Consider the following 24181-nt stretch of genomic DNA (forward strand, 5'->3'; position numbering starts at 1 on the left):
GTCCTGGAGCGAGCCGTTCAGGTCGTTGGTGATCTCGTCCGCGTGGTTCTTGAAGGAGTCGAACGCGGCCTTCCCCGCCCCGTTGAACTTCCCCTCCAGCGGCTCCGCGGCCGCCACCAACTGCCGGATCAGCGTGCCCAGATCAGAACTCGAACCATCCGTGCTCTTCCCCAGATCGGACAGAGTCGTGGACCCCATATCGAACTTCACGCACACACCCCCGTAATCGTCGTAACCGTTGTAACCGTTCGCAGTGCCGGGCACCTGGTGCCCGAACCCGTTACCGGTCACCCGGTACCCGCGAATCGCCACACGTGCCTCGTGCGACGACTTCCATGTCTATCGAACGCGTGTAGCAGGTGCAACGCGCTTCCGTCGCAGGTTTGTCACCAGAGGTCGTCACCAGAGTTTGTCGATGGGGCCCGGGTGCAGGGCGATGCGCGCCGCCCGGAACGAGGGTTCGGCGGTCCGGGACTTCGCCGTGAAGAACGAGGCCAACGTGACCTTGTCGAACCCCGCCCGGTCGCTCGGGAACGGCTCTTCAGGCGTGCCGCCCACCAGCACGGCTCCCGACAACACCTGCCAGCCCGCACCCTCGTAGAACCCGGCGAGCGGGCGGTCGCAGGTGAACAGGCCGAGGTCGAGACCGTATGAGGGCATCGCCTCGCGGGCCGCGCTCACCAGGCGGTGGCCGCGGCCCAAGCCCCGCGCGGCCCGGCGCGTGACCACCGTGCTGAGGCCGCCCGCGCGCAGCCCGACGCCCGCGTGCTCGATCTCCTTGCGCAGGATGTCAAGGGCGGCGAGCACGACGCCGTCCTCGACGAGCAGCATCGACAGCGGTTCCAGCGCCGGATCGTGGCTCAAACCGCTGCTCGGTACGTCCGGCGGCCAGGCCTCGTCCTGGAGGGCGAGCACCTGGTCGCGCAGCGGGGGCGGGGTGTCCGCCTCGGGGTAGGTCAGGATCGGCATCCGACGATTATCGGCATCCCGCGACTATGGGCGCCGCCCGGCCCGAGGCCCACCGGATTGAAGCCGCAGTCCCGGAGTCCTCGCCGGGCCAGTGGTACATCACACGGCCCTCGGCGGGACGGTACTGGGCCGTGTACACCGTGCCCAGCGACTCGACGCACGCGCTGAGGTACAACGGCCGTCGGTGGCGCCCACTTTTTGTTATCGCCCGCTCCGTGTCCTGTCTCCTTTATGTAGGCACTTTCCCCACGAGAGCCGAGGAACGACGCAGTGACACTTCGGATCAGTCGGCGCAGCATGCTCAAGGCCGCGGGAGCGGCGACCGGCGCGGTCGGTATCGGTATCGGCACGGGCGTGGCCGCCTCACCGGCGACGGCGACGGCGACGGCGGCGGGCACGTCCTTCGCGCACCCCGGGATGCTCCACACCCGGGCCGATCTCGACCGCATGGCCGCCAAGGTGAAGGCGGGCGCAGCCCCTTACACGGCGGGTTTCGCCAAGCTCACCGCCAACCGCCACTCGCAGAGCACATGGCGGCCCAACCCGCAGGCGACCGTCGCCCGGGGAGGGGACGGTCCCCAGAACTACGGCATCCTCTACAACGACATCCACGCCGCCTACCAGAACGCGCTGCGCTGGAAGGTCACTGGCGACACCGCACACGCCGACACCGCGCGGGACATCTGCAACGCCTGGTCGGGAAAGCTGAAGGGCATTGCCGGAGGCTCCGAAGTCGTGCTCCTGGCGGGCATCTACGGGTACCAGTTCGCCAACGCCGGCGAACTCATGCGTGGCTACCCCGGCTTCGACATGGCCCGTTTCCAGGACATGATGGTCACCCACTTCTATCCGATGAACCACCACTTCCTGAACCGCGAGACCAATTGCTGGGGCCACTACTGGGCCAACTGGGACCTGTGCTCCATGGCCTCGCTCATGGCCATCGGGATCCTCTGCGACGACCGGGCCAAGTTCAATGAGACGGTGGACTACTTCCACAACGGCGCAGGCAACGGCTCGCTGGCCAAGGCGATCCCCTACGTCTACGACGACGTGGGCCTGGCCCAGTGGCAGGAGAGCGGGCGCGACCAGGCCCACAGCATGATGGGCATCGGCCTGATGGGCACCATCTGCGAGATGGCCTGGAACCAGGGCGTGGACCTCTATGGCGCGGACGACTCCAAGTTCCGCAAGGCGTGCGAGTACGTCGCCCGGTACAACCTCGGCCACGACGTGCCGTACACCACCTACACCTGGAGGAACGGCCCGCACTGCGTGGAAACGAAGCAGACCATCATCTCCGAAGGCGCCCGTGGCCAGTGGCGCCCGGTCTGGGAGCGGGTCTACAGCCATTACGCCAACAGGCGCGGCATGGCCATGCCGAACACCGGCGACATGGTGGCCCGCATGGGGCCCGAGGGCGGTGGCGGCGACTACGGCGGGAACAGCGGCGGCTTCGACGAACTCGGCTTCGGCACGCTGGCGTTCACCCGGGACAAGGCCACCCCGTCCGGGTCGGCGCCGACGCCTGCCGCCAAGTCCGGTTCACCCGGCCCCAGCGCCCAAGGCGGGAGGAGCGACGGCGATCTGGCCGCCACCGGTTCCTCCGACCTCCCGCTGTGGACGGCCGCGAGCGGCGCCGCCGCCCTCGCCGGCGGCCTCCTCCTGCTCCGCCGCCGCCGGGCCGCCGCGACGCCGAGTGACACCGCCGAGTGAGACCGGTCGTCCCCGGCGGCGTGGCCGAGGCCGGGGACGCACTCCTCACCCGTTGGGTGCGGGCGCCGGTTGGAGCGGTGCGGCCCTGCTCGCACTGGACGCGTACGAGCAGAGCCCGCTGTGCGGCGCCGCCCTCAGGTGAGGGGCGCCCCTTCCCGTGTGCCGGGTCGCCGAGGTGTGCCCGGCGCCCGTCAGGTGAGGGGAGCTGCCCCTTCCCATGACAGGAACGCGGTCCAGGCGTGCGCGGCGATGGAGAACGAGGGGCCGTCGGCCACCTTCGAGTCCCGTATGTGGACGGACTGGGCGCAGGCGGCCACCTCGACGCAGTCGCCGCCGCCACTGTCGCTGTACGAGGACTTCCGCCAAGGGAGGCCTACTTCTACGCAGTCGCCGCCGCTGGAGCTGCTGTACGACGACTTGTGCCAGGTGACCGCCACCTCGATGCACTGGCCTCCGCCGCTGTCGCTGTAGCTGGACTTGAACCACTGGAGGGTGCTGCTCATCTCTGCTCTCCCGCCAACTCCTCGATGAGGCCCAGCGATTCACGAGGATCCAGGGCCTGAGCTCGGATCTTCGCATAGCGCTGGGCGTACGTACTCACCTTTGCAGGGTCGGAGATCAGCAGGCCTTCGCCCTGGATTTCGAGGAAGGCCAGGTGGTCGTGCTCTGGAGTCTCCACCAGTGTCATTCCGCCACGGTCTCCCGCGTATTCGCCATCCATGCCACATTCCAGGGGGAGTACCTGGAGCGTCACGTTGCGCCTGTGTGCGCACGTGATGAGGTGCCGCAACTGATCTCGCATGATCTCGCGGCTGCCGATCGAGGAGGGCCTGGCGTTCCATGCGCGCTTGGACCAGTTCCTCGACCCGCTGCTCCGGGAGCGGCGGGTAACCTCCGCCGATCAAGGCTCGCGCGTACTCCTCCGTCTGGAACAGCCCGTTGATGACCAGGGTCTCGTACATCTGGAGCACCACCGCGTGCTGCTCCAGGGGCGCGAAGCCCTTGAACTGCACCGGGAACTTCTCCAGCCGCACCGGCACCCGCGCATCCTCAAAGATGTCCATCCCATCCCCGAGCACCCGCTCAAGCTCCACCAGCATGTCGTCGGACGCCGGCTGCGCCAGCGTCTCCATGGCGCTCACCGCCGCAGCGGAGAAGCCGAGTTCGGTCCCCAATTGCTCCTGTGTCCACCCCTTCCGTACGCGCAATTTGCGGGCCAGATTGGCCACCATCTGCGCTGTCGGTCCTGCCGTCACCTTGTTTTCCGCTCGTGCCATTTGTGATCACGCTCCGACTCAACCGGTCTCAACCGGTCACGACTCAGCCCCGCCGAATTCGACTCGCCTCAAAGGGAGTTGGAGCTGGTCAACGGCTGCCCGACGGTCCCTGTGCGGCCATGGAAAACGCTAGCGGGACGGATCGAAACTGTCCCCGTGGATACGCAAATTGGCGAGGTGAACCTCGACTGGATTCCGCTGGCAGGGTTCCATCTGAGAAAGGCGGGCGTGCAATTCGACGCCGTACGGATCGAGGGGGACGCGGGGCGCTGCGTGGCGGACTTGATGGAGGAGCTGACCGGGGGCGACCCGGGGCCGATCGTGGCGGATGCGGCGGGGCGGCGGCCGGTGTACTTCCTGGTGCCGCCGCGCAGTACGTCCCATCGGGCGTGGCCGGGGCTGGCGGTGCCGTTCAACTCGGGCCCCGGGAAGGTGAGTTATGTACCGGTTCCGGCGCTGTGCGGGCGTACCTGGCCGTTGTCGTGGCGGTGTCTGCCGTCGGGCCCGGACCGGTTCGTGCATACTCCGCTGCTGAACTCGGTGGTGAACCAGGCCATTTGGCGATAGACGTCCGGGTTGGTGTCTTGTGCCGCTCGTCGTAGGCGTAGGACTGGTCCCAGTGCATCCCGATCAGCGGATGCCCCGGCAGTGCGAAGACACCGCCGTCCGCCAGTGTCACCAGGGTGAAGACAGGTAAAGCCCCAGGCCAGAGGCCTGGGGCTTGCGTTTTGTGCGCCCGGTTCCCGCTTTCGCGCCGCCGGTCGGCACCGGCCGAGAAGTGCTCGGCGGGACGACGGGGCGCGCTGAACGCGGCCCCGTCGAAGGGTGGGCCGACCGGCTGCGGGTGGCTACTTGAGCGGTGTGCCGCCCGAGTTGCGGTACGCGATCGTCTTCCTGATCAGGTTTCCGCCGTCGGACTCGACCGTGGTCTGTTCCTGCTGACCCGGGCCGAACAGGAGGGCGGAGACGTGCGCGTTCGCCACCTGGTCCATGTGCGAGAAGAGCCAGTCGACCTTGTCGTCCTTGTAGTGGCCGAAGGTGTTGTTCTGCGCCATGTTGCCCAGGGGGATCTGCCACAGGACGACCGGCTTGCCCACCGACTCGGCCATCGTCTTGTAGAACCCGAGCGCGGCAGTGGCCTTCTGGTCGTTCCAGAAGGTGTCACGGCCGCCGTGCGCCGGCTGCGCGTACCAGCCCGCGTCGCGGTCCACCACGTCGGAGACCAGGAAGTCGGCGTTCTTCGCCCCGAGCTCCGAGTAGTCCTTGATGCAGCCCGTCGTGTTGGTCTGCCAGTCCCAGCAGGTCAGGTGGAACCCGGCGCCCGTGTTCGGCGCGTACTTGTGCACCATCGATATCAGGCACTGGGCCAGGCCGGCGGCGCTGTTCTCCTGCGATCCGCAGTCCGTCGGATTCGCGGCCTTGACCTGCGCGGCGACCTGGTGCGGATTGCCGAGCGACCGGACGTAGCCCCAGAAGTCGGGCTCGATGTCGAGCATGTCCTGCGATTTGCCGATCTTCTGGAGGAAGAAGCGGTAGTCGTTCATGTAGCGGGTGAGCAGGTCGGTCCTGTTGATGGCCTTGACCTCGCCCGGACCGTCGCCCTCGCCTGCCAGATCTCCGAGGTCGCGGAGCGAGTACCAGGTCCAGAAGAACTTCTGCGGACGCGGCTTGCCCTGGTACGTCGCCTTGGCCGCGCGGTCGTCGTTCCAGGGCACGTAGAAGCCGGGCGAGGTGGTTTCGCCGTTCCAGCAGCCCCACCAGCTCTTCCACTCGGCCTTGCAGCGCGATGCCGAGTAGTAGTCCGACGAGGGAGCGGGCTGGCTGTGGACGTAGGCGTACCGCACGTCGAACGGCGCGGCGTTCGACGAGGCGTCGTTCATCATGCCGCCGGCGAGCACCGTGTTACTGCCCATGAAACGCTTCGTCGAGCTGCCGCCGGTGGTGGCCGGAGACGTCGGGCGGGTACCGCTCGGAGCCTGGCTCGCCGGACCGCTGCCGCCCGGCTTGGTGGGCGTGGCGCTGCCGCCGGAGCTCCCCGCGTTCCCGGTGCCGCCGGCGCTGTCGGCCGGGACGAGCTGCCACTGCTGGTTGGCGCCGCCCCAGTCGTGGTACTGGGCGATGTGGCCCCCGTTGGCCTTTGCGCCGATCGGGACCTCGACGGCCAGGCCACTGAAGCGGTTGATCAGACGCACGTAGCCGTCCGGCGACTTCTCCAGGTGGAACTGCTGGTTGGTGCCGTTCAGGTCGCGCCACTGCACCAGCTCGGAGCCTTCGGTCTTCGACCAGTTGCGGTCGTCAAGGACCTTGCCGGAGTTCCGGTTCTGCAGCCGGTAGTTCCCGTCACCCGAATCGATGAACTTCCACTGCTGATTGGTCCCGCCGTTACGGCTCCAGTGCACCAGCGGAGCACCGTCGTGCGTGGCGTAGCCGAGGTTGTCCAGCGCCTCGCCGGTGTTGCGGTTGACCAGCGTGTACCAGGCGTTGGTGTCCACGGTTACCGCTGAGGCCGTGCTTCCCGCTGAGGCCGTGTTGACCACGACCACGGAGCCGCCCACGACCGCCAGGGTGACGGCCGCCCAGAAGCTCCGACGCTGGTACAGCCGACGGCTGCGATGCGTCTGCCGCCGCCCCAGAACAGCCGAGCGGAACGACCTGCGACCACGGCGGGCGTGGCCGCCGGGTGACGCCTCTGGCGACGCGGATGGGCGAGGGAACATGTCGATGCTCTCTTTCAGCCTTGTCTGTGACCAGACCTCCTGTGTCCGGACACCACCCAGTTGTCACCGCCCCCGGAAAGGTTGCCCCGGACCGCGAAGTCTTTTTTCAAGCACCGCGCGCCGGCCGGCGATCACGTCGTCGGGCGGGGCCATGCTCCGCTGAGCCTGGAGGACCGCTCCCGGCGGCCCGAGTCGACCGCCGGGGGCCTGAACCAGCCTGCGGGCAGGTCCAGTTGACGCACGATGCGGGAAAGGGATGTCCCTCAGCCGCCCCGACTGTTCTCAGCCGCGCGGCGAGTTCGCTACGCTGAACTCCCTTCCCTTAAGCGGCTGTTGGCGGCTCGCACGGCGGGGTTGAATCGGGGGTGGGCATCGTGAGTGATGCCATCGCGCTTGCGCAGGAGATCACGCCCTACATCGCATCAGCGGTGGGGGCCTACGGCGTCGCCGTCCTCAACCGCGCGGAGGACGCCGCAGCCGAAGCCACCGTCTCGTTCGGACAGCGGCTCCTGGGCCTCTTGACCCGCGGAAGCGGTTCTCAAGGGGTGGCGGTCACCGACGCCGTCGCCGCCCTTGCGGACTCGCCCGACGACGCCGACCTGCAAGCCGCACTGCGCCTGGCAGTTCGGCGCGTACTCCAGGAAAGCCCCGGCCTCATTGCCGCGATCAACGAGCTGCCTCGCCCCCCAGGCGCCTCGACCCGGACCAGCATCACCGCTCTGGGGCCGCGCTCGGTTGCCGTGCAGAACAACTCGGGCACCATCACCACCGGCGACAGCCACCGCGACCGTCCCACAAGGTAACGCCATGCCGCACCACACCAACGCCCCCGACGAACAACCCGTAGGCCCACGGGTTTCCGCACCCGGAGAACGGGCGGTGGGAGTGGGGAACAATGACGGGACCATCATCAGCGGTGATGTGACGACCAATGTCGTGAGGCGCGGAGTATCCATCGGCTGGCTGATCCTGCTTTTCGCTCTGCTCCTTTTGATCGCCGGTACCTATCCGGCATGGAAGTCTCTGTTCGTTGCGTCATCTGGTTCGGGAAACCGTGTCGTGCAGCCGGACCTGCTGAGAACGCCACGCATGGGAATAGAGGCGTGGCAGAATAATTCACGTGCTCAGATGTCGTCGGCCAAGGAGGCCAACGGGGACCGGGTCGTCGATGTGACCTTGAAGCGCGAGCCCTTCACCCTTCGCTTCCCCCACATCACCGGGGACCAAGGGCTCAAGATCAATGCCTCGGTCGACGCATCCCACTTCACGCTGGAGGACGGGAACAAGCCGATGGGTCCCCCTTTCTGTAATGGCTGCTCCTATGCGGCCAATGATTATTTCGACGGGAAGCTCGTGCTGGGGCGTGGTGCGAACTATTTCAGAGGGACGCGCGTCACTGAACACTCCAAGGAGCAGGACGAGATCTATGTGTCGGGAGTCTTCAGCGACAGCGACAACAAGGATTCCAGTTTGCAGGAAGTGCCGGACGAGCTGTTTCTGACATGCTGGATCGATCGCAATGGAGACGGCACCTACCAGCTGGGCGAATTCGAGTTCATGCGGCTGACTTTTGTGAAGTGATCGGGTCGGCGGCGCGGCTGCTCTGCGGGGCCTGGCATCGCCTGGCGTCAAGTCGCGGTGTGGTAGGGGGAGTTGACGTACTGGACCGCCGCAGCGGCGCCCGATGCGTGCACCGGGTGCCGCTGCCGCGCACCTTCAGGCCACTGACGTGACCGGCTGGCCCAGATGCGGTCGCCCGCCTCCGGCCCCCACTCAACGCCCCCGCCGCGCAACCCCCCTGCCATGCCTGATGTTGACCGCCGACGCCCTGGCCAGTGCCGCCGGGCTCAGGAATTGGCGGGGGCCTATCAGGCGAGAGGCGAACAGGTGCATGTGGCGGGCCAGGGATTCGTCGCGGGCTGCCGCCGAGAACATCAGGCGCTCCACGGGGTTGAACGGGCGGGCCCGGGCGTAGTCGGCGGCCAGGTACTGGTGGCCTCGCAGGCGGCGGCGGTGTTCGCGGGCGTACGACGCGAGTGCCCTGTCCAGGTCGCCCCGGCCGGTCGTGGCCGGGGCGACGGCCTCGGCCAGCCACTGCGCGGACTGCAGGGCCCACCCGCAGCCCACGCCCCACAGGGGGTCGCTGGTCAGGGCGGCGTCGCCGATGAGGGCGAGGCCCGGTGCGGTCGGTCTGCGGCTGTGCAGCGGGTAGTTGACGGTACCGGTGATCTTCGTGATGCGCTCGGCGGAGTCGATGGGCGGCGCTTCGGGCAGAGCGCGGATGAAGGAGAGGAAGCTGCCCTCCAGGTCCTCCCGGAACGCCGGAAGGCGTTTCTTTGCCGGGAGCACCGCCATGACCGTCACCCCGTCGTCGTTCGGGAACGCGTACGCCATGTCGGGTTCGAGGAACCAGGCTTGACCGATCCCGCCGTGCAGTGGAAGGCCCCGGAAGTGCGCGAGATAGCCGAACCGCTCGTTCTCGTGACTCCGGGTGGGCGACCCCGCGAACTTCGCCACCGCCGAGTCCTTGCCGTCGGCGCCGACCACCAGGCGGGCCCGGATCTCGCGCTCGCCCTGGGGTGTCGAGGTGCGCACCCCCACGGTCCGCCCGGCTTCCCGGACCAGCCCCGTCACCTGGTGCCCCGGGAGCAGATCGACCCCCGGGGTTTCCCCCGCACGGGTTCTGATCAGCGGGTCGAGGGTGCTGCGCCGGACGTTGTACGCATATGGCAGCTCCGGGCCCATCGGCGCGGGCCTCGGCTCGATCCAGCCCCAACGGGTGTACCAGCGCGCCGTGTTGCGGACGGCGCCCGCTTTCTCCAGGGCCGGGACGAGGCCGAGTTCGTCGAGCACCGGGTAGGCGTTGGCCGTGATGGAGTGGGTGCACAGCGCCTTGTACGCCTCGGGGTCCGCGCGGCGTTCCAGCAGTGCGACGCGGGCACCGCGCCGGGCCAGCAGGATCGCCGCGGCACTGCCCGCGAGGCCGGCTCCGCCGATGACCGCGTCGTAGTCGTATCCCGCGCTCTCAGGCCTGGTCATGCGCTGATCGCCCCCTTCGGGTGTGCCGCGGTCCGCGCGAACCATCGCCGACCGGGGTGGTGACGGCGCCTGTCTCATGGACACCTCAAGGTCGCTCCAAGAGTGGCTCAGACCCCCGGCGCCGCGCATCCTTTACGCCGTACGAAATCCCGGCCGGTTTCCGCCAACTCGCCGGTGGCCGACTGGATCCGGCACGGCGCCGGGCTCTTGTGGGGTTCAGCCCCCCACCCTCGTGTAGTCGAGGAACTCCCCCGTCCCCACCGTCTGGCGGTGCAGCCGGCCGTCCGGCATCAGGGTTACGGTGCTCGGCTTGCCCGGGTTGCAGGCGCCCGTCGAGCCCGGGGACACCTCGGAGGGGCCTATCTGGAGCGGAGTGTCCGCGGCGGCGGGGGGCTGGGTCAGGCGGGCCTCGAAGACGCAGTGGTAGCCCGGGCCGTCGGCGGTCAGGGTGAGTACCTTGTCGCCCGCCCGGCCCGCCCGGATCACCAAGTGGCGGGGGTTGTCGCCCTCGTTGCTCGGGATCACCGCCGACCAGCTGCCTATGTAGGGCTGCGGTACGCCATCGAGGGGGGCGGGGGACGTGTTCCTACCCGTGCCATCCGGGCTCGCTCCGCCGGAATGCGTTGAACTCCCTGACGGGGAAGGGGAGTTGATGGCGACCGGCGGCTTCTTCTGGGGCCCGCTGCTCATGAACGCGTACACCGAGCCGCCCGCGATCACCGCCACCACCAGCGCCACCGCGACCAGCGCCGCCGTGGACTTGGCGTTGCGGCTCGGCGGGGGCTCCGGTGCGGGGGAGTAGTACGACGGGGCGAAGGATGGGTGTGGGTGTGGGGGCGAGGGTGGCGGTGGGTACGAGGCCGGGGGTGTGAGCTGGGTCGGGGCCGCGTGCACGTCCGGGGGCGTGTGCATGCCCTGGGGCGGTGTTTCGTCCTGCGGGGAGCCACCCCGTTCCCGGGGGGCGGTACCCGGGTTCTCTATGTCGAGCAACTGGACTGCGTGGCTGCCCAGTTGGGCCACCAAAGGTGCGGGCAGCCACGGGTCGGTGGTGTCCTCGGGGACGCGTTCCAGGATGCGGTCCAGGGTGGGGCGGGCCGACGGGTCCTTGTGCAGGCAGTCGCCGATCAGCTCCTGGAGGGACTCGGGTACGCCGTCCAGGTCCGGCGGTTCCTGCGCGATGCGGAACATCAGCGCGTGCGCCCCGCTCGCCGCCTCCCCGAACGGCAGCCTGCCGCTCGCCGCGTACGACAGGACCGAGCCAAGGCAGAACACGTCGCAGGCCGGGGTGATCCGGTCGCCGCGCACCTGCTCGGGGGCCATGAACCCGGGCGAGCCGACCAGCGCGCCCGTGCGGGTGAGGCCGGCTTCGGTGCTGGTCTCCAGGGCGCGGGCGATGCCGAAGTCGATGACGCGGGGGCCGTCGATGGTGATCAGCACGTTGGACGGTTTGAGGTCCCTGTGGACCAGCTCGGCGGCGTGGATGTCCTTGAGGGCGTGGGCGAGGCCGCGCGCCAGGACCCGTACGGAATGCTCCGGCAGCGGGCCGTGCGGGCCCGCCACCACGGACTGGAGGGAGGGGCCCGCGACATAGCCGGTCGCGACCCACGGCACCGGGGCCTCGGTGTCCGCGTCGAGGACCGGCGCCGTCCACCGGCCGCCGACCCGGCGCGCGGCGATGACTTCCTGGCGGAACCGGCCACGGAACTCGTCCTGCTCGGCGAGGTCGGCGCGGACCAGCTTGACCGCGACGGTACGGCCCCGGTCCGAGCGCGCGAGGTAGACCTGGCCCATGCCGCCTGCGCCCAGGCGGGCCAGCAGACGGTACGTGCCTATTCGCTCCGGGTCGCCCGGACCCAGCCGCTGAGTGCGGTCCATGGTGCCCCCCGCTTTGTTTGCTTTGACGGGGTGAGGATAGTGCGGGGGCCCTCCGGGGGTGGGGGGTGGGTTTGCGTAGTTCCTCGCGCTCCTTAATGGGTTCGTTGTTGGGTGCGGGTTGTTGGTGGCTGGGCGCGCAGTTCCCCGCGCCCCTTAAAACCCTGCGGGACTGGCCGGACCGGCCACCAGATGGCTCGGCCCAGGAGCGCGGCGAGGGCCGGGACCAGTACCAGCGACAGGACGAGCGCGGAGAGCATGATGCCCAGCGCCATCGCGAAGGCGACCTGCTCGCTGCCCGGGGTCGTGGCCAGGCTCGCGAACGAGGCGGCGAGCACCAGGCCGGCCGTCGCGATGGCCGGTGCCGTGTGCCGTACGGCGCGGGCGACGGCCGCGCGGGCCGGGCCCGGGTGGCGCATCTCCTCCCGGATCCGGTCGGTGATCAGGATGTTGTAGTCCGTGCCCAGCGCCACGACGAACAGGAAGAGGACCAGGGGGAGTGTGAAGCTCACGCCCGGTTTGCCGAGGCCGTGCTGGAACAGCAGGGTCGCGGCGCCGAGGGTGGCGGCGAAGCCGAGCCCCACGGAGATCATCAGGATCACCGGGGCCAGCAGGCTGCGCAGGAGCAGCAGCAGGATCAGCCCGATCAGCGCGGCCGCGACCGGGAAGACGATCCTGAGGTCGTGGTCGACGGCGGTCGAGATGTCGGCGATGATCGCGGGCGTTCCGCCGACGTGGGCCGTCGTCCCGGCGGGCGTGTGCCGGGCCACCGCGTCCCTGATCGGCCCGGAGGCCAGGTCCCGGGCCTGCTCGCTCTGCGGATCCGCGGTCGGGTAGAGGTCGATGCGGGCGGCTCGGTGGTCCTTGTTCAGTACGGTCGGCGCGACCTGGCCCACGCCCTTGACCTGGGTCAGCGCATGGGAGAGGCCGTCGAGCCGGGTGACGGTGAGGGGGCCGCCGTCGTTCGCGGTGACGTACACGCTGGTCGGGTCGGACACCCCGGCCGGCAGCGCGCGGGAGATCTCGGCGGCGGTGGCCGCGGCCGGGGTTTTGTCGCCCGAGCCGCCCTGGCCGTAGTCCATGCGGATGCCGATCAGTCCGGCGGCCAGCGCGCCGAGCAGGGCGACGGATGCGGCCAGCATCAGCAGCGGCCGCCGCGTGACCAGCGCGCCCAGGCGGGCGGCCCGGCCCTCGCGCGGCTCGTGGCGCAGCGCCCGGGACGGCCAGAACATCTTGCGCCCGGCGGCCGCGAGCAGCGCCGGAAGCAGGGTGAGGCTGCCGAACAGCATCACCAGGACCGCGACCGCGATCGCCGGGCCCAGCGAGCGGAACTGCCCGAAGGTCGCGACGCCGAGGGTGGCGAACGCGGCCACGATGGTCAGCGCCGCCGAGGTGATCGCGGTGCCCACCCGGGCGCAGACCTCACCGGCCGCCTCGCGCGCCAACTGCTCGGGCCTGGAACGGAGTTGCTCGCGGAAGCGGAACAGGAGGAACAGCAGATAGTCGATGCCGATGCCCAGCAGCACGACGTTGATCAGGCCCGGGGTGCCCGCGTCGAGTTCGAGCCCGGTGAGCATCGCGACCAGCGCGACGGCTCCGGCCGCCGCCCCGCCGATGATCGCGACCGCGAGCAGCGGCAGGACGGCCGCCAGCACGCTGCGGAACACCAGCACGTTCAGCAGGACGATGAGCCCCATCAGGAGGGCGCCCCCGATGGTCGTGGCGGTCTTGTTGGCATCGGTGGTGTCGACGGTGTCGGCGAGCGCACCGGTGAAGCCCGTACGCATCCCCGCCTCGCCGAACTGCGTCCGGGCGGCGTCCCGGAAGGCCCGGTAGACGCCCTGCACCCCGGTGTCCGAGGGATTTCCGGTCAGCTCCACGGAGAGCAGCTCGAAGCTCCGGTCGGGCGCGGTCATCGCCGGGGCGATGCGGGGGGTCTGCGATCGGTCCGGGATCAGGAACTCCGGCCCGTCGTCCTCCCTGGGCATGACGACCCGCCGCCCGCCGAGCTTGGCCGCCTCGGCCTCGACGCGCTGGTGGTCGGCGGCGCCGAGGGCCTTGCCGTCGGCCCGCCCGACAAGGACCGTCACGGTGGTCGCATCCGGGTCCACCCCGAACCGCTCCTCGGCTATGCGCAGAGCGGCGGCGGAATCGTAGCTGCGGGGCAGGAAGTTGCCGGTCTGGTTCTGGGTGACCCGGGCGAACAGGGTCGGGGCAAGGGCGGTCAGGGCGAGCCCGAGGACGGCCCAGAGGGCGATGACCTTCCAGGGGTGTTTGGTGGAGTATCCGGTCAGGGCGCGGATCACGAGGTCCTCCGGCGGACGGGCTTGAAGCAGCGGGCGACTTGAAATGGCGGGCGGACTCGAAGCGGCGGCGGACTTGAAATCGCGGACGTCCGCCGGGTGCTCCCGGCCGCTGTCCAGACCATCAGGGGGAGGGCCGGGTCGGCGTCCTGGCTACGGAGGATCCGGACGGGGGCCCTGGGTCCCGCCCGAGGTGGCGACCAGGACCCTGGTCCTGGTCCGGGTCTCGGTCCGGCTGTGGGTGCTGCGGACGCGGGGGGCGTGACACGCTGCTTGCGGGGGACAGGAGGCCGGCCGGACACAGGGGAGAACGGGCATGCCCAGAAACCGAGACGTAAGACCCAGCGGTGCGGGGGAGCCGCCGGGCGTCGGGTCCGGGCCCGGGGAGGCGCGAGAGGTGCCACGCGTCGGGTCCGGCGAGAGCCCGGAGCCGCCGTACAGCGGGCCGGGCGGCGCGGGGGAGCCGCCGCACGTCGGGCCGGGCGGCACCCAGCCCCTGCCGCGCCCCGGCGACCCTTATGCCTCCGAGGGCCCCCACGCCTCCAACAACGCCGAGCCGCCCCACACCCCCCAACCCCCCTGGACCCGCAACGACGCCCTCGTGGCCGGGGCGTCCTGCGCCATCAACCTCCTCAGCTACGTCTTCGTCAACGACCCCGACGGCCGGCGCAGCGTCAGCGTGGCCGGGTTCCTTCTCGTCGCGCTGGCCGCCGTGCCGCTGCTCGCTCGGCGCACCCACCCCGTGGCCGCCCTCGCCGTCGCCCTTGCCCTCGACTCCGCGGCCTCCCTCGCCCTGCCGCTGGGCAGCCACTTCGGTGCCGTCCTGATGGTCGCGCTGTACTCGGTCGCCCGGGTCCGCCGCGGCCGGGTGACGGCGGTCGCGACCGCCGTGACGGCGGCGGCGACGCTGCTCAGCCAGAGCGGCGGCCGCCTTCCGCCCTGGCAGGAGGCCGTCTCCGCGACCCTGTCCCCGCTGATCGTCGTCGGCGCCGCCCTGGTCGTCGGACGCTGGCAGCGCGAGGTCGCGGCCAACCGCCAACTCCTCGCCGACCGTGCCGTGGCCGACGAACGCCGCCGCATCGCACGGGAGTTGCACGACATCGTGGCCCACCACATCACCACCATGCAGCTCATGGCCGGCGGCGCCCGGGCCAACCTCGCCCGGCCCGAGGTGGCCCGGGACGCCCTCGTCACCCTGGAGGCCTCCGGGCGGCTCGCGCTCAGCGAGATGCGCCAGCTCCTCGACGTGCTGCGGGCCGACGACGAACCCGAGTCCGCGCCGTCCCAGCCCCAACCCGGCGCCGATGACCTCGACCGCCTGGTCGCCGAGTCCCGACTCGCCGGACTGCCCACCGAGCTCAGCGTCCACGGGCCGCCCCGCCCGCTGCCGCCCACCGTCGGCCTCACGGTCTTCCGGATCACCCAGGAGGCCCTCACCAACGCCCGTAAGTACGCCGGGAACGCTCGGGCCACGGTACGGCTGACATACCGTCAAACATCCCTGGTCATCGAGGTGTTGGACGATGGCGGGGGCGCGCCGCCGCAGGACGCCGGCCCCGGCGGGTACGGGCTCATCGGCATGCGCGAGCGCGTCGCCCTCCACGGGGGCACCTTCACCGCGGGGCCGCGGCCCGACGGCGGTTTCGCCGTCCTCGCCGAGCTGCCCCTCCCCACGGACGGGGCCGCCGGCATGCGCGAGCCCCTCACCACCGACGAGGCCCTGACTGCGGACGAGCCCCTCACCGCGGACGACATGGAAACGAAAGGCGTACGCCCGTGACCGAGAGCCCCTTCAAGGCCGAGACCCCCATCAGGGTGCTGATCGCCGACGACCAGCCGCTCGTGCGGCGCGGACTGTCGCTGATCCTGTCCCCCGACCCGTCCTTCGAGGTGGTGGGGGAGGCCGAGGACGGTGCGCGGGCCGTCGACCTGGCCCGCCGACTGCGCCCGGACGTCGTGGTGATGGACATCCGCATGCCCGTCCTCGACGGGGTCGCCGCCACCGCGGAACTCGCCGCCGCCGTGCCCACCTGCCGGGTCCTCGCGCTGAGTACGTTCGACATGGACGAGTACGTGGTGGGCGCGCTGCGTGCCGGGGCCTACGGGTTTCTGCCCAAGGACAGCTCCCCGGAGGACCTCAGCGCGGCGATCCGTACCGTCCACGCGGGCGAGGCCGCCGTCGCGCCGCGCCTGCTCACCCGGCTGATCTCCACCTACGTACGGTCGCCCCGCGACACGCGGCCCGCTCCGACAGGGCTCGGTGAGCTCACGCCCCGCGAGGTCGAGGTGTGGCGCCTGATGGCCACCGGCCTCGACAACACCGAGATCGCCCGCGCCCTGGACCTCAGCCTGTCCACGGTCAAGAACTACATCACCAGCATCTTCGACAAGCTCGCCGTCCGCGACCGCGCCCAGGCGGTCATCGCGGCCTACGAGTCGGGGCTCGTCACCGCCCGCGCGGCGGCCGGGGAGCGGCCCGAGTGACGCGGGGGCCCGACACCTTGCCGAGCCCGGCGGGTCTCGGTGTACAAGATGGTCATGGCCGCCCCCACCTGCGCGTCCTTACCCTGGAAGCATGACCCCTCAAGGCATCCCCGATCCTCAGGCCGGCGCGGCAGTGAAGGCCGCCGACCGTGCGCACGTGTTCCACTCCTGGTCCGCCCAGGGCCTGATCGACCCGCTCGCCGTGGCCGGCGCTGAGGGGTCCTACTTCTGGGACTACGACGGCAACCGCTACCTCGACTTCACCAGCGGGCTCGTCTTCACCAACATCGGGTACCAGCACCCGAAGGTCGTCGCCGCGATCCAGGAGCAGGCCGCGAAGATGACGACCTTCGCGCCCGCGTTCGCCGTGGAGGCGCGCTCGGAGGCGGCCCGGCTGATCGCCGAGCGCACCCCCGGGGACCTCGACAAGATCTTCTTCACCAATGGTGGTGCGGAGGCCGTCGAGAACGCGGTCCGCATGGCCCGCCTGCACACCGGCCGCCACAAGGTGATGAGCGCCTACCGCTCGTACCACGGCGGTACGAACACGGCGATCAACCTCACCGGCGACCCGCGCCGCTGGGCCTCCGACAGCGGCTCGGCCGGTGTCACCCGGTTCTGGGCGCCGTTCCTGTACCGCTCGCCCTTCCACGCCACCACCGAGGCGGAGGAGTGCGCGCGGGCCCTGAAGCACCTTGAGGAGACCATCGCCTTCGAGGGCCCGGCGACGATCGCCGCGATCATTCTGGAGTCGGTGCCCGGTACGGCCGGCATCATGACGCCGCCGCCCGGCTACCTGCCCGGCGTGCGCGAGCTCTGCGACAGGTACGGGATCGTGCTCGTCCTGGACGAGGTCATGGCCGGGTTCGGCCGGACCGGCAAGTGGTTCGCCTCCGAGCACTTCGACGTCGTGCCGGACCTCATGACCTTCGCGAAGGGCGTCAACTCCGGGTACGTGCCGCTCGGCGGCGTCGCCATCAGCCAGAAGATCGCCGAGACCTTCGAGCACCGGCCCTTCCCCGGCGGGCTCACCTACTCCGGGCACCCGCTGGCCTGCGCCGCGGCCGTCGCCACCATCAACGTGATGGAGGAGGAGCGTGTCGTCGAGCAGGCCGCCCACCTCGGGCAGACCGTCCTGGAGCCCGGGCTGCGCGAGATCGCCGAGCGGCACCCCTCGGTCGGCGAGGTGCGCGGCATGGGCGCGTTCTGGGCCCTGGAACTCGTGCGCAGCAAGGAGACCCGCGAGCCGCTCGTGCCGTACAACGCGAGCGGTGCGGACAACGCGCCGATGGCCGCGTTCGGCGCCGCGTGCAAGAAGAACGGGCTCTGGCCGTTCATCAACATGAACCGCACCCACGTCGTGCCGCCCTGCAACATCACCGAGGCGGAGGCGAAGGAAGGACTCGCCGTGCTCGACGAGGCGCTGACGGTCGCGGACCAGCACACCGTGTGACGCTTGTGTCCCGATCCGGGGGCAAAAACCCGCTCTCCTTTGTCCGGTTTCCGGGCACCCCATAGGGTGGCCCGAAGCCGGAGGAGGGGAGCGAGTCATGCCCGCTAGCGGAGCGGTCACCCGCAGCACCCTTCGACAACAGATCGCGGACGCGCTCCGTGACGAAGTGCTCGCGGGGCGTATGCAGCCCGGCGAGGAGTTCACCGTCAAACAGATTGCCGAGCAGTACGGCGTCTCCGCCACACCCGTGCGCGAGGCGCTCGTCGACCTCTGCGCGCAGGGCCTGCTCGACTCCGACCAGCACCGCGGCTTCCGGGTGCGCGTCTTCTCGGTCGAGGACTACAAGGGCATCGTCGAGGCGCGGGCCCTGGTGGTCGACGGGATATTCCGGCGAGCCGCGGTCCCCGGCTCCCTTGAGGCGTACGGGCCGGCCCTCGTCTCGGTACGACGCCGGGGCGAGGAGGCGGCGCGGGCCGCGCGCGGCGGCGACCTGAACATCCTGGTCGGCTACGACCTGCGGTTCTGGCGGGAGCTGTGCGCGCTCGCCGGGAACACCTACATCTCCGACTTCCTGCACCGCCTGCGCATGCAGAGCTGGGTGTTCGCGGTCCCGTACCTGCGCTCCCACTGCGACCTCAGCGACTGGCTGTGGACAGGCCACGGCGAGGTCGTCGCCGCGCTCGGCCGAGGCGACTTCGAAGCGGCGCGGCTGCTGATCGCCGCCTACAACGACGAATCCCTGATGTGGGCGGAGCGGCTCCCCCGGTGATCACCGAAGCGACCGGGCAGGTCGAACTGAGCGTTGTCGTCCCCGCGTACAACGAGGAGCAGCGCCTCGCGCCCACCCTGGACGCGATCCGCGGCCACCTCGGCGACAACTGCAGCTGGGAACTCATAGTCGTCGACGACGGCTCCGCGGACGAGACCGTGCGGGTGGCCCGCGAGGCGGCCGCCGCCGACCCCCGCGTCAACGTCGTCGTCAGCGAGACCAACCGCGGCAAGGGCCACGCCCTGCGGCTCGGGGTGCTCGCCTCCTACGGGCGCCGCGTCCTGATCACGGACGCCGATCTGGCCACCCCCATCGAGGAGTTGGACCACCTCGCCAAAGCGATGACCGAGGGTGAGACGGCCGCCGCGATCGGCTCGCGCGCCCACCCCGAGGCCCGCATCGAGGTCCACCAGAGCCGGCTGCGCGAGGTGCTCGGCCGGATGGGCAACCGGCTCATCCGGGCCGTCGCCGTCCCCGGCATCCGCGACACCCAGTGCGGCTTCAAGCTGTTCGACGGCGAGAAGGCGCGCGCCGCGTTCGCCGACGCCCGCCTGGACGGCTGGGGCATAGACGTCGAGATCCTCCAGTTCTTCCGCCGCAAGGGCTGGGCGGTCTCCGAGGTGCCGGTGCGCTGGTCGCACCAGGACGGCTCGAAGGTGGGGGCCGCCGACTACGGCAAGGTCCTGTGGGAGCTGGCCCGCCTCAAGGCACGCGCGGTCCGCCGCGTCGACCTGGCGCTCGGCGCCCTGTACCTGCTCTCCTCCGTACTGCTCTACAAGAACCTGTGGGGCGGCCTCGGGCGGAGCTATCTCACCGACTCGATGCAGGACCAGAACCAGTGGGAGTGGTTCTTCGCGGTCACCGCGGACAACGTGACCCACCTGCGAGACCCCCTGTTCACGACCGTCCAGAACTTCCCCGACGGCGTGAACCTCATGGGCAACACCCCGATGCTGGGTCTCTCCGTGCCGTTCACCCCGGTCACCCTCGCGCTCGGGCCGACCGTCACCTGGGCGCTCATCCTCACCCTGGGGATATCCGCGACCGCGTACGCCTGGTACTGGCTCTTCGCCCGCCGGGTGACCGAGAACCGCTGGGCGGCCGGGCTCGGCGGGGCGCTCGCGGCCTTCGCGCCGCCGATGATCTCGCACGCCAACGCGCACCCGAACTTCTGCGTCCTGTTCATGATCCCGCTGATCATCGACCGCGCGCTGCGCCTGTGCGAGGGCCGGAACGTGCGCTGCGACGGGGTCATCCTGGGCCTGTTCACGACGTACCAGATCTTCCTCGGCGAGGAGGTGCTGCTGCTCGCCTCGCTGGGCATGGCGCTGTTCGCGCTGTCGTACGCCCTGGCCCGCCGCGATGTCGCGCGTGCGGCGGTGCGGCCGCTGGCCAAGGGGCTCGGGTACGCGCTCGGGGTCTGCCTGGTGCTCATCGCGTACCCGCTGTACCGGCAGTTCGCCGGGGCGCAGAGCTATCACAGCGTGCTGCACGGCGACAACGCGGGCAATTCTCCGCTGGCGCTGATCGAGTTCGCGGGGCGCTCCCTGATGGGCGACGACGTGACCGCCGACAAGCTGGCCCTCAACCGCACCGAGCAGAACGCGTTCTACGGCTGGCCCCTGGTGGCCCTCGCCTTCGCGCTCGTCGTACGGCTGTGGCGGCGGCCCGAGGTCAAGGCGCTGGCGTTCACGGGGGTGGCGGCCGCGGTCCTCTCGCTCGGGCAGAAGATCCGCATCCCGTACACGGACGTGGTGTTCCCCGGCCCCTGGAAGCTGCTCGCCCACCAGCCGCTCTTCGAGTCGGTGATCGAGGGCCGGGTCGCGATGATCTGCGCGCCGGTGCTCGGCGCGCTGATCGCCCTTGCCGCGGGACGCCTCGCGCGCAGCCGGGTGCGGGCCACGCAGGTGGCCGGCTTCACGGCGATCGCGCTCGCCCTGCTCCCGATCGTCCCGACGTCGTTCCCGACCAACGCGCGCCCCGAGGTGCCCGAGTTCATCGCGTCGGGCCTGTGGAAGAAGTACGTGAAGCCGGGGGAGTCGCTCGTCCCGGTGCCGCTGCCCGACCCCGGCTCGGCGGAGGCCCTGCACTGGCAGTCGGCGACGGGCCTCGGCTTCTCCGTCCCCGGCGGCTACTTCAACGGCCCCTGGGGCCCGGACCGCATCGGCATCTACGGGGCCTCCCCGCGCTGGACGTCGAACCTGTTCGGCGACGTGCGCTCCGGCAAGCCCGTCCCGGACATCGGCACGGACTGGCAGAACCAGGCCCGGGAGGACCTCGCGTACTGGCGGGCGGGCGTCCTGGTCCTCGCGCCCCAGCCGCAGGAGCCCCAGCTGTACGAGACGGTGACCCGGCTGCTCGGCCGCGAGGGCACGAAGGTGGGCGGGGTGTGGATCTGGGACGTGTCATCGGTCCGGTGACACGTTCCGCATCCGGGCCGCGCGCTCACGTCCGAGCATCCGAGTAACGGACGGGCTGGTGGGTAAACCGGGCTGGTGGGTAAACCCACCCGACCGGGGCAGCGGGGGATCCGGTCACCCCGCACCGGGAGTTGACGGGCACTCTTCGCGCGGCGTGCCCGGCGCACTACGCTGTCCCGACCATCGCACGAAACGAGTTGAGAGCGAGCCCGTCTTGGCCTGTGACCTGTGGCTGGTCCCCCTCGTCGATGTGCTGTGCCACAGCCCCGACAACCCGTTCGCGGAGGAGATCGCCTCGTACGACAAGGCGCTCGGCGACGCCGGGCTGCCGCCCGTACCGGTCTTCGCGTACATGCCCGGCCTGTCCGGTGACGTGGCGCCTGTCGCGGGGTTCGACTACGACGCGCTGCACTTCCTGCGCCGCGCCTACCTCCTCCAGCTGTGCGGCCTCGCGGTCACGCCCGTCGACGAACTCGGCGGCGACTACGAGCAGCTCCTGGAGATGTTCGAGGCGACCGCCCAGCAGTCGCACCTGGTGTGGCACTACGACCACGCGGGGGCCTACGTCCCCGTCGACTTCGCGATGCCGCTCTCCAACGAGGAGCTCCTCGCGGGCGGCGGACCGCTCGGCTCCGCCCAAGGCCTGCTGCGGGAGCTGGAGTTCGTGGGGCCCGCGATCGGAATAGATCCGGCCAACCCGCCGACCGCACCCGCCCCGCCGGACCGGCCCACCTCGCTGGAAGAGCCGGCCGGCCCCATCCCGTACGACGAGAGCCCCTTCGCGCGCGAGCGGCACGTGTGGCTCGGGCTGCACGCGGCGGCGACCCGCAGCCTCGCCCAGGGCTCGATGATCATCTTCAGCTGAGCAGGACGAACGCCTTCGGCTTAGACACAGGCCCTGGGGGCCCGGACCCTGCCCCCAGCACCTCGCCTACTGACGCGGCCCCTCCGGCGGACGCTGGCGCGGCATGTTCGGCCGGGTGGCCGGGGGGAGGGGGAAGCGGCCGGGCCCCGGGGCCCCGTCCGTGCGCGGGGCCGCCGCGCTCAGGGTCTGCATGACGAGCGGCGCGGGCCCCGAGCGGAACTCCACCATCCAGTCCGCCGTCTCCGAGCGGACCAGCTCGGTGACGTCCTCGGTGAACCGGCGCAGCAGCGAAAGGCAGCGCTCGGCCGCCTCGCCGGCGGTGCCCTCGGTGGGCCCGAGCACCTCCCGCACGCTCTCCGATGCCCAGTCGAACTGGAGGCTCTGGAACCTGCGCTGTACGGCCTGGGCGGTGGCGACGTCCCTCATCCAGCCCGAGGTGAGCCCGAAGTAGCGGTCACAGGCCATGCACGCCGCGCCGAGCAGCAGACACAGATAACCCCAGCCCGCCGCGCCCTCCAGGGCGCCGGTCAGATCGAGCAGCGGAAGCACGGCCCCCGCGATCGCGCCGCTCGCCGTGCCGCAGCGCAGGGTGCGGGCGCCGCGGCGCTTCCAGAGCCGGTCGGCGAGGTACCAGTCCGCGGTGCGCAGGGCGCCGTCCTCGACCCAGCGGTACAGCTCGTCGAGGCGCTCGGCCGGCTCGCCCCAGTCGCCGAGCGGGAACGGCCTCCCGGTCAGATCGCCCGTCTGCGCGCCCTCGTCCCGCCGGGCCTGGCCCGGGGGCCCCTCGGGCTGCATGTCCGGCTGGCTCACCCGGCCGCTCCCTCCGCACTGCTGCTGTGACCCTCTGTGACATCGAGTGACGTACGGGCACCTGGACGTGTATCTGGACGTATGGACGTGTGCTGGACGTGTATGGACGTAGTAAAGGCGGTGACGCTGTGCAGCCGCGTGCGGTGCGCGCGTGCGTATTGACGCGTACTGACGCACCCGACCGCCATTCCTACCGCCGAATGGAGGGCTCACAGGGCGATATCCAGGTATTTCCGCCCGGAAGTGTCCCTTGATCAGGTATAGGAACACGCACCGCATCACTCGAAAGAGTTGCGGAGCAGGGCGCCTGTCGACCACGTAGGCTCGGAGTGCCGAAAGCGACAGCGGCATCGCGCTGTCCTGTCGGACCGTTCCGCCGAACCGCCTTACCAAGACCTGGAGTGAAACGTGATCCCTGGTGGTGGCCAGCCCAACATGCAGCAGCTTCTCCAGCAGGCCCAGAAGATGCAGCAGGACCTCGCCCTTGCCCAGGAGGAGCTCGCGGCGACCGAGGTCGAAGGACAGGCCGGCGGCGGTCTCGTCAAGGCGACCGTGACCGGCTCGGGCGAGCTGCGCGCCCTGGCCATCGACCCGAAGGCGGTCGACCCGGAGGACACCGAGACCCTCGCGGACCTCATCGTCGCGGCCGTGCAGGCCGCCAATGAGAACGCGCAGCAGCTCCAGCAGCAGAAGCTGGGCCCGCTGGCGCAGGGCCTCGGCGGCATGCCGGGCCTGCCGTTCTAGGACCGGGCCACCGGCGTGCGCCCGCCCCCGCGGACGTACCCGTGCGTCTCCCTTACTGAGGCGGACGCACAGCAACTACCGTAGGCGTCAGAGCAACCCACGAGAGGCGTTCCGTTGTACGAAGGCGTGGTTCAGGACCTCATCGACGAACTGGGCAGGCTGCCCGGCGTCGGTCCCAAGAGCGCGCAGCGGATCGCCTTCCACATCCTGCAGGCCGAGCCGACCGACGTGCGCCGTCTCGCGCACGCCCTCCTGGAAGTCAAGGACAAGGTCCGGTTCTGCGCGGTGTGCGGCAACGTGGCGCAGGAGGAGCGGTGCAACATCTGCCGCGATCCGCGCCGCGACGAGACGGTCATCTGCGTCGTGGAGGAGCCCAAGGACGTGGTGGCCATCGAGCGGACCCGAGAATTCCGCGGCCGCTACCACGTGCTCGGCGGCGCCATCAGCCCGATCGAGGGCGTCGGCCCGGACGACCTGCGCATCCGCGAGCTGCTCGCCCGCCTCGCGGACGGCACGGTCACCGAACTGATCCTGGCCACCGACCCGAACCTGGAGGGCGAGGCCACGGCGACGTACCTCGCCCGCATGATCAAGCCCATGGGCCTCAAGGTCACCCGGCTCGCCAGCGGCCTGCCGGTGGGCGGCGACCTCGAATACGCCGACGAGGTCACCCTGGGCCGGGCCTTCGAAGGAAGGCGGCTGCTCGATGTATGACGCCCACGAGGGGTACGAGGAAGGTCAAC

The 24181-nt window shown here is 70.5% G+C and carries 19 protein-coding genes and 2 pseudogenes; 12 read left to right on the plus strand and 9 right to left on the minus strand.

The features are described from left to right. Together ACWC2B_RS22535 and ACWC2B_RS22540 are read right to left on the minus strand one after the other, a co-directional pair. Nucleotides 1-210 (minus strand): annotated as a pseudogene (locus tag ACWC2B_RS22535) (hypothetical protein); the annotation flags it as partial. A 189-nt stretch (nt 211-399) separates the two neighbouring features. Next, a complete protein-coding gene (locus ACWC2B_RS22540; protein ID WP_450719271.1) occupies nt 400-969 on the minus strand; it encodes a GNAT family N-acetyltransferase in 570 nt (189 codons plus the stop codon). Between the two features lie 270 nt (nt 970-1239). Here ACWC2B_RS22540 and ACWC2B_RS22545 point away from each other — a divergent pair, with 270 nt between their 5' ends. Beyond that, nucleotides 1240-2685 (plus strand): alginate lyase family protein, encoded by a 1446-nt coding sequence (locus ACWC2B_RS22545; protein ID WP_450719273.1) that lies wholly within the window; start codon nt 1240-1242, stop codon nt 2683-2685. A gap of 191 nt (nt 2686-2876) precedes the next feature. On the opposite strand, the gene ACWC2B_RS22550 is transcribed toward ACWC2B_RS22545, so the two are convergent. Both ACWC2B_RS22550 and ACWC2B_RS22555 read right to left on the minus strand, forming a co-directional pair. Next, nucleotides 2877-3188 carry a DUF397 domain-containing protein gene (locus ACWC2B_RS22550; RefSeq protein WP_450719275.1) on the minus strand — a complete coding sequence of 104 codons (312 nt, stop codon included), beginning with the start codon at nt 3186-3188 and terminating at the stop codon, nt 2877-2879. After that, nucleotides 3185-3962: pseudogene (locus ACWC2B_RS22555) on the minus strand (helix-turn-helix domain-containing protein). The gene ACWC2B_RS22550 and the pseudogene ACWC2B_RS22555 overlap by 4 nt, the downstream one beginning before the upstream one ends. A gap of 156 nt (nt 3963-4118) precedes the next feature. Between ACWC2B_RS22555 and ACWC2B_RS22560 the strand changes: the two are divergent. Beyond that, complete coding sequence (locus ACWC2B_RS22560; RefSeq protein ID WP_450719277.1) at nt 4119-4529, plus strand: hypothetical protein; 411 nt, start codon at nt 4119-4121, stop codon at nt 4527-4529. Nucleotides 4530-4810: 281 nt separating this feature from the next. On the opposite strand, the gene ACWC2B_RS22565 is transcribed toward ACWC2B_RS22560, so the two are convergent. Then, nucleotides 4811-6517 (minus strand): RICIN domain-containing protein, encoded by a 1707-nt coding sequence (locus ACWC2B_RS22565; RefSeq protein WP_450719279.1) that lies wholly within the window; start codon nt 6515-6517, stop codon nt 4811-4813. A gap of 536 nt (nt 6518-7053) precedes the next feature. On the opposite strand from ACWC2B_RS22565, the gene ACWC2B_RS22570 reads away from it, so the two are divergent. After that, entirely contained in the window at nt 7054-7482 is a 429-nt protein-coding gene (locus tag ACWC2B_RS22570; protein ID WP_450719281.1) for a hypothetical protein, read from the plus strand. Nucleotides 7483-7486: 4 nt separating this feature from the next. Beyond that, entirely contained in the window at nt 7487-8260 is a 774-nt protein-coding gene (locus ACWC2B_RS22575) for a hypothetical protein (protein WP_450719283.1), read from the plus strand. 192 nt (nt 8261-8452) lie between these two features. Here the strand turns inward: ACWC2B_RS22575 and ACWC2B_RS22580 are convergent, their stop codons facing one another. The 3 genes from ACWC2B_RS22580 to ACWC2B_RS22590 form a co-directional block, all read right to left on the minus strand. Next, entirely contained in the window at nt 8453-9718 is a 1266-nt protein-coding gene (locus ACWC2B_RS22580) for an NAD(P)/FAD-dependent oxidoreductase (protein WP_450719285.1), read from the minus strand. A 216-nt stretch (nt 9719-9934) separates the two neighbouring features. Then, nucleotides 9935-11593: a serine/threonine-protein kinase gene (locus ACWC2B_RS22585; RefSeq protein WP_450719287.1), complete on the minus strand. Its 1659-nt coding sequence runs from the start codon at nt 11591-11593 to the stop codon at nt 9935-9937. 92 nt (nt 11594-11685) lie between these two features. Beyond that, nucleotides 11686-13896, minus strand: coding sequence for an MMPL family transporter (locus ACWC2B_RS22590; protein WP_450719289.1), 2211 nt, complete (start codon nt 13894-13896; stop codon nt 11686-11688). Nucleotides 13897-14290: 394 nt separating this feature from the next. Here ACWC2B_RS22590 and ACWC2B_RS22595 point away from each other — a divergent pair, with 394 nt between their 5' ends. From ACWC2B_RS22595 to ACWC2B_RS22620, 6 genes are all read left to right on the plus strand, one after another. Further along, entirely contained in the window at nt 14291-15673 is a 1383-nt protein-coding gene (locus ACWC2B_RS22595; RefSeq protein WP_450719291.1) for a sensor histidine kinase, read from the plus strand. Next, entirely contained in the window at nt 15670-16377 is a 708-nt protein-coding gene (locus ACWC2B_RS22600) for a response regulator (RefSeq protein WP_450719293.1), read from the plus strand. Before ACWC2B_RS22595 ends, ACWC2B_RS22600 begins: the two co-directional genes overlap by 4 nt. A 91-nt stretch (nt 16378-16468) precedes the next feature. Beyond that, on the plus strand, nt 16469-17830 hold the full coding sequence (locus ACWC2B_RS22605; RefSeq protein WP_450719295.1) for an aminotransferase class III-fold pyridoxal phosphate-dependent enzyme: 1362 nt from the start codon (nt 16469-16471) through the stop codon (nt 17828-17830). 97 nt (nt 17831-17927) lie between these two features. Then, nucleotides 17928-18599, plus strand: coding sequence for a GntR family transcriptional regulator (locus tag ACWC2B_RS22610; protein WP_450719297.1), 672 nt, complete (start codon nt 17928-17930; stop codon nt 18597-18599). Next, nucleotides 18596-21019 (plus strand): dolichyl-phosphate beta-glucosyltransferase, encoded by a 2424-nt coding sequence (locus ACWC2B_RS22615; RefSeq protein ID WP_450719299.1) that lies wholly within the window; start codon nt 18596-18598, stop codon nt 21017-21019. The genes ACWC2B_RS22610 and ACWC2B_RS22615 overlap by 4 nt, the downstream gene beginning before the upstream one ends. A gap of 214 nt (nt 21020-21233) precedes the next feature. After that, a complete protein-coding gene (locus ACWC2B_RS22620; protein WP_450719301.1) occupies nt 21234-21884 on the plus strand; it encodes a hypothetical protein in 651 nt (216 codons plus the stop codon). Nucleotides 21885-21950: 66 nt separating this feature from the next. Here ACWC2B_RS22620 and ACWC2B_RS22625 read toward each other — a convergent pair whose 3' ends face one another. Continuing rightward, nucleotides 21951-22694 (minus strand): SLATT domain-containing protein, encoded by a 744-nt coding sequence (locus tag ACWC2B_RS22625; RefSeq protein WP_450719303.1) that lies wholly within the window; start codon nt 22692-22694, stop codon nt 21951-21953. A 408-nt stretch (nt 22695-23102) separates the two neighbouring features. Between ACWC2B_RS22625 and ACWC2B_RS22630 the strand changes: the two genes are divergently transcribed. Continuing rightward, complete coding sequence (locus ACWC2B_RS22630) at nt 23103-23438, plus strand: YbaB/EbfC family nucleoid-associated protein (RefSeq protein ID WP_114039697.1); 336 nt, start codon at nt 23103-23105, stop codon at nt 23436-23438. 114 nt (nt 23439-23552) lie between these two features. After that, nucleotides 23553-24152, plus strand: a complete 600-nt coding sequence (recR, locus tag ACWC2B_RS22635; protein WP_329464422.1) for a recombination mediator RecR — start codon at nt 23553-23555, stop codon at nt 24150-24152. Nucleotides 24153-24181: the final 29 nt, after the last annotated feature.

Source organism: Streptomyces sp. NPDC001415, assembly GCF_053597395.1.

Bases quoted from the DNA above. Each gene is read 5' to 3' on its own strand.
- ACWC2B_RS22575 (WP_450719283.1), top strand. From the start codon at position 7,487: ATGCCGCACCACACCAACGCCCCCGACGAACAACCCGTAGGCCCACGG.
- ACWC2B_RS22540 (WP_450719271.1), bottom strand. From the start codon at position 969: ATGCCGATCCTGACCTACCCCGAGGCGGACACCCCGCCCCCGCTGCGC.
- ACWC2B_RS22580 (WP_450719285.1), bottom strand. From the start codon at position 9,718: ATGACCAGGCCTGAGAGCGCGGGATACGACTACGACGCGGTCATCGGC.
- ACWC2B_RS22550 (WP_450719275.1), bottom strand. From the start codon at position 3,188: ATGAGCAGCACCCTCCAGTGGTTCAAGTCCAGCTACAGCGACAGCGGC.
- ACWC2B_RS22585 (WP_450719287.1), bottom strand. From the start codon at position 11,593: ATGGACCGCACTCAGCGGCTGGGTCCGGGCGACCCGGAGCGAATAGGC.
- ACWC2B_RS22605 (WP_450719295.1), top strand. From the start codon at position 16,469: ATGACCCCTCAAGGCATCCCCGATCCTCAGGCCGGCGCGGCAGTGAAG.
- ACWC2B_RS22610 (WP_450719297.1), top strand. From the start codon at position 17,928: ATGCCCGCTAGCGGAGCGGTCACCCGCAGCACCCTTCGACAACAGATC.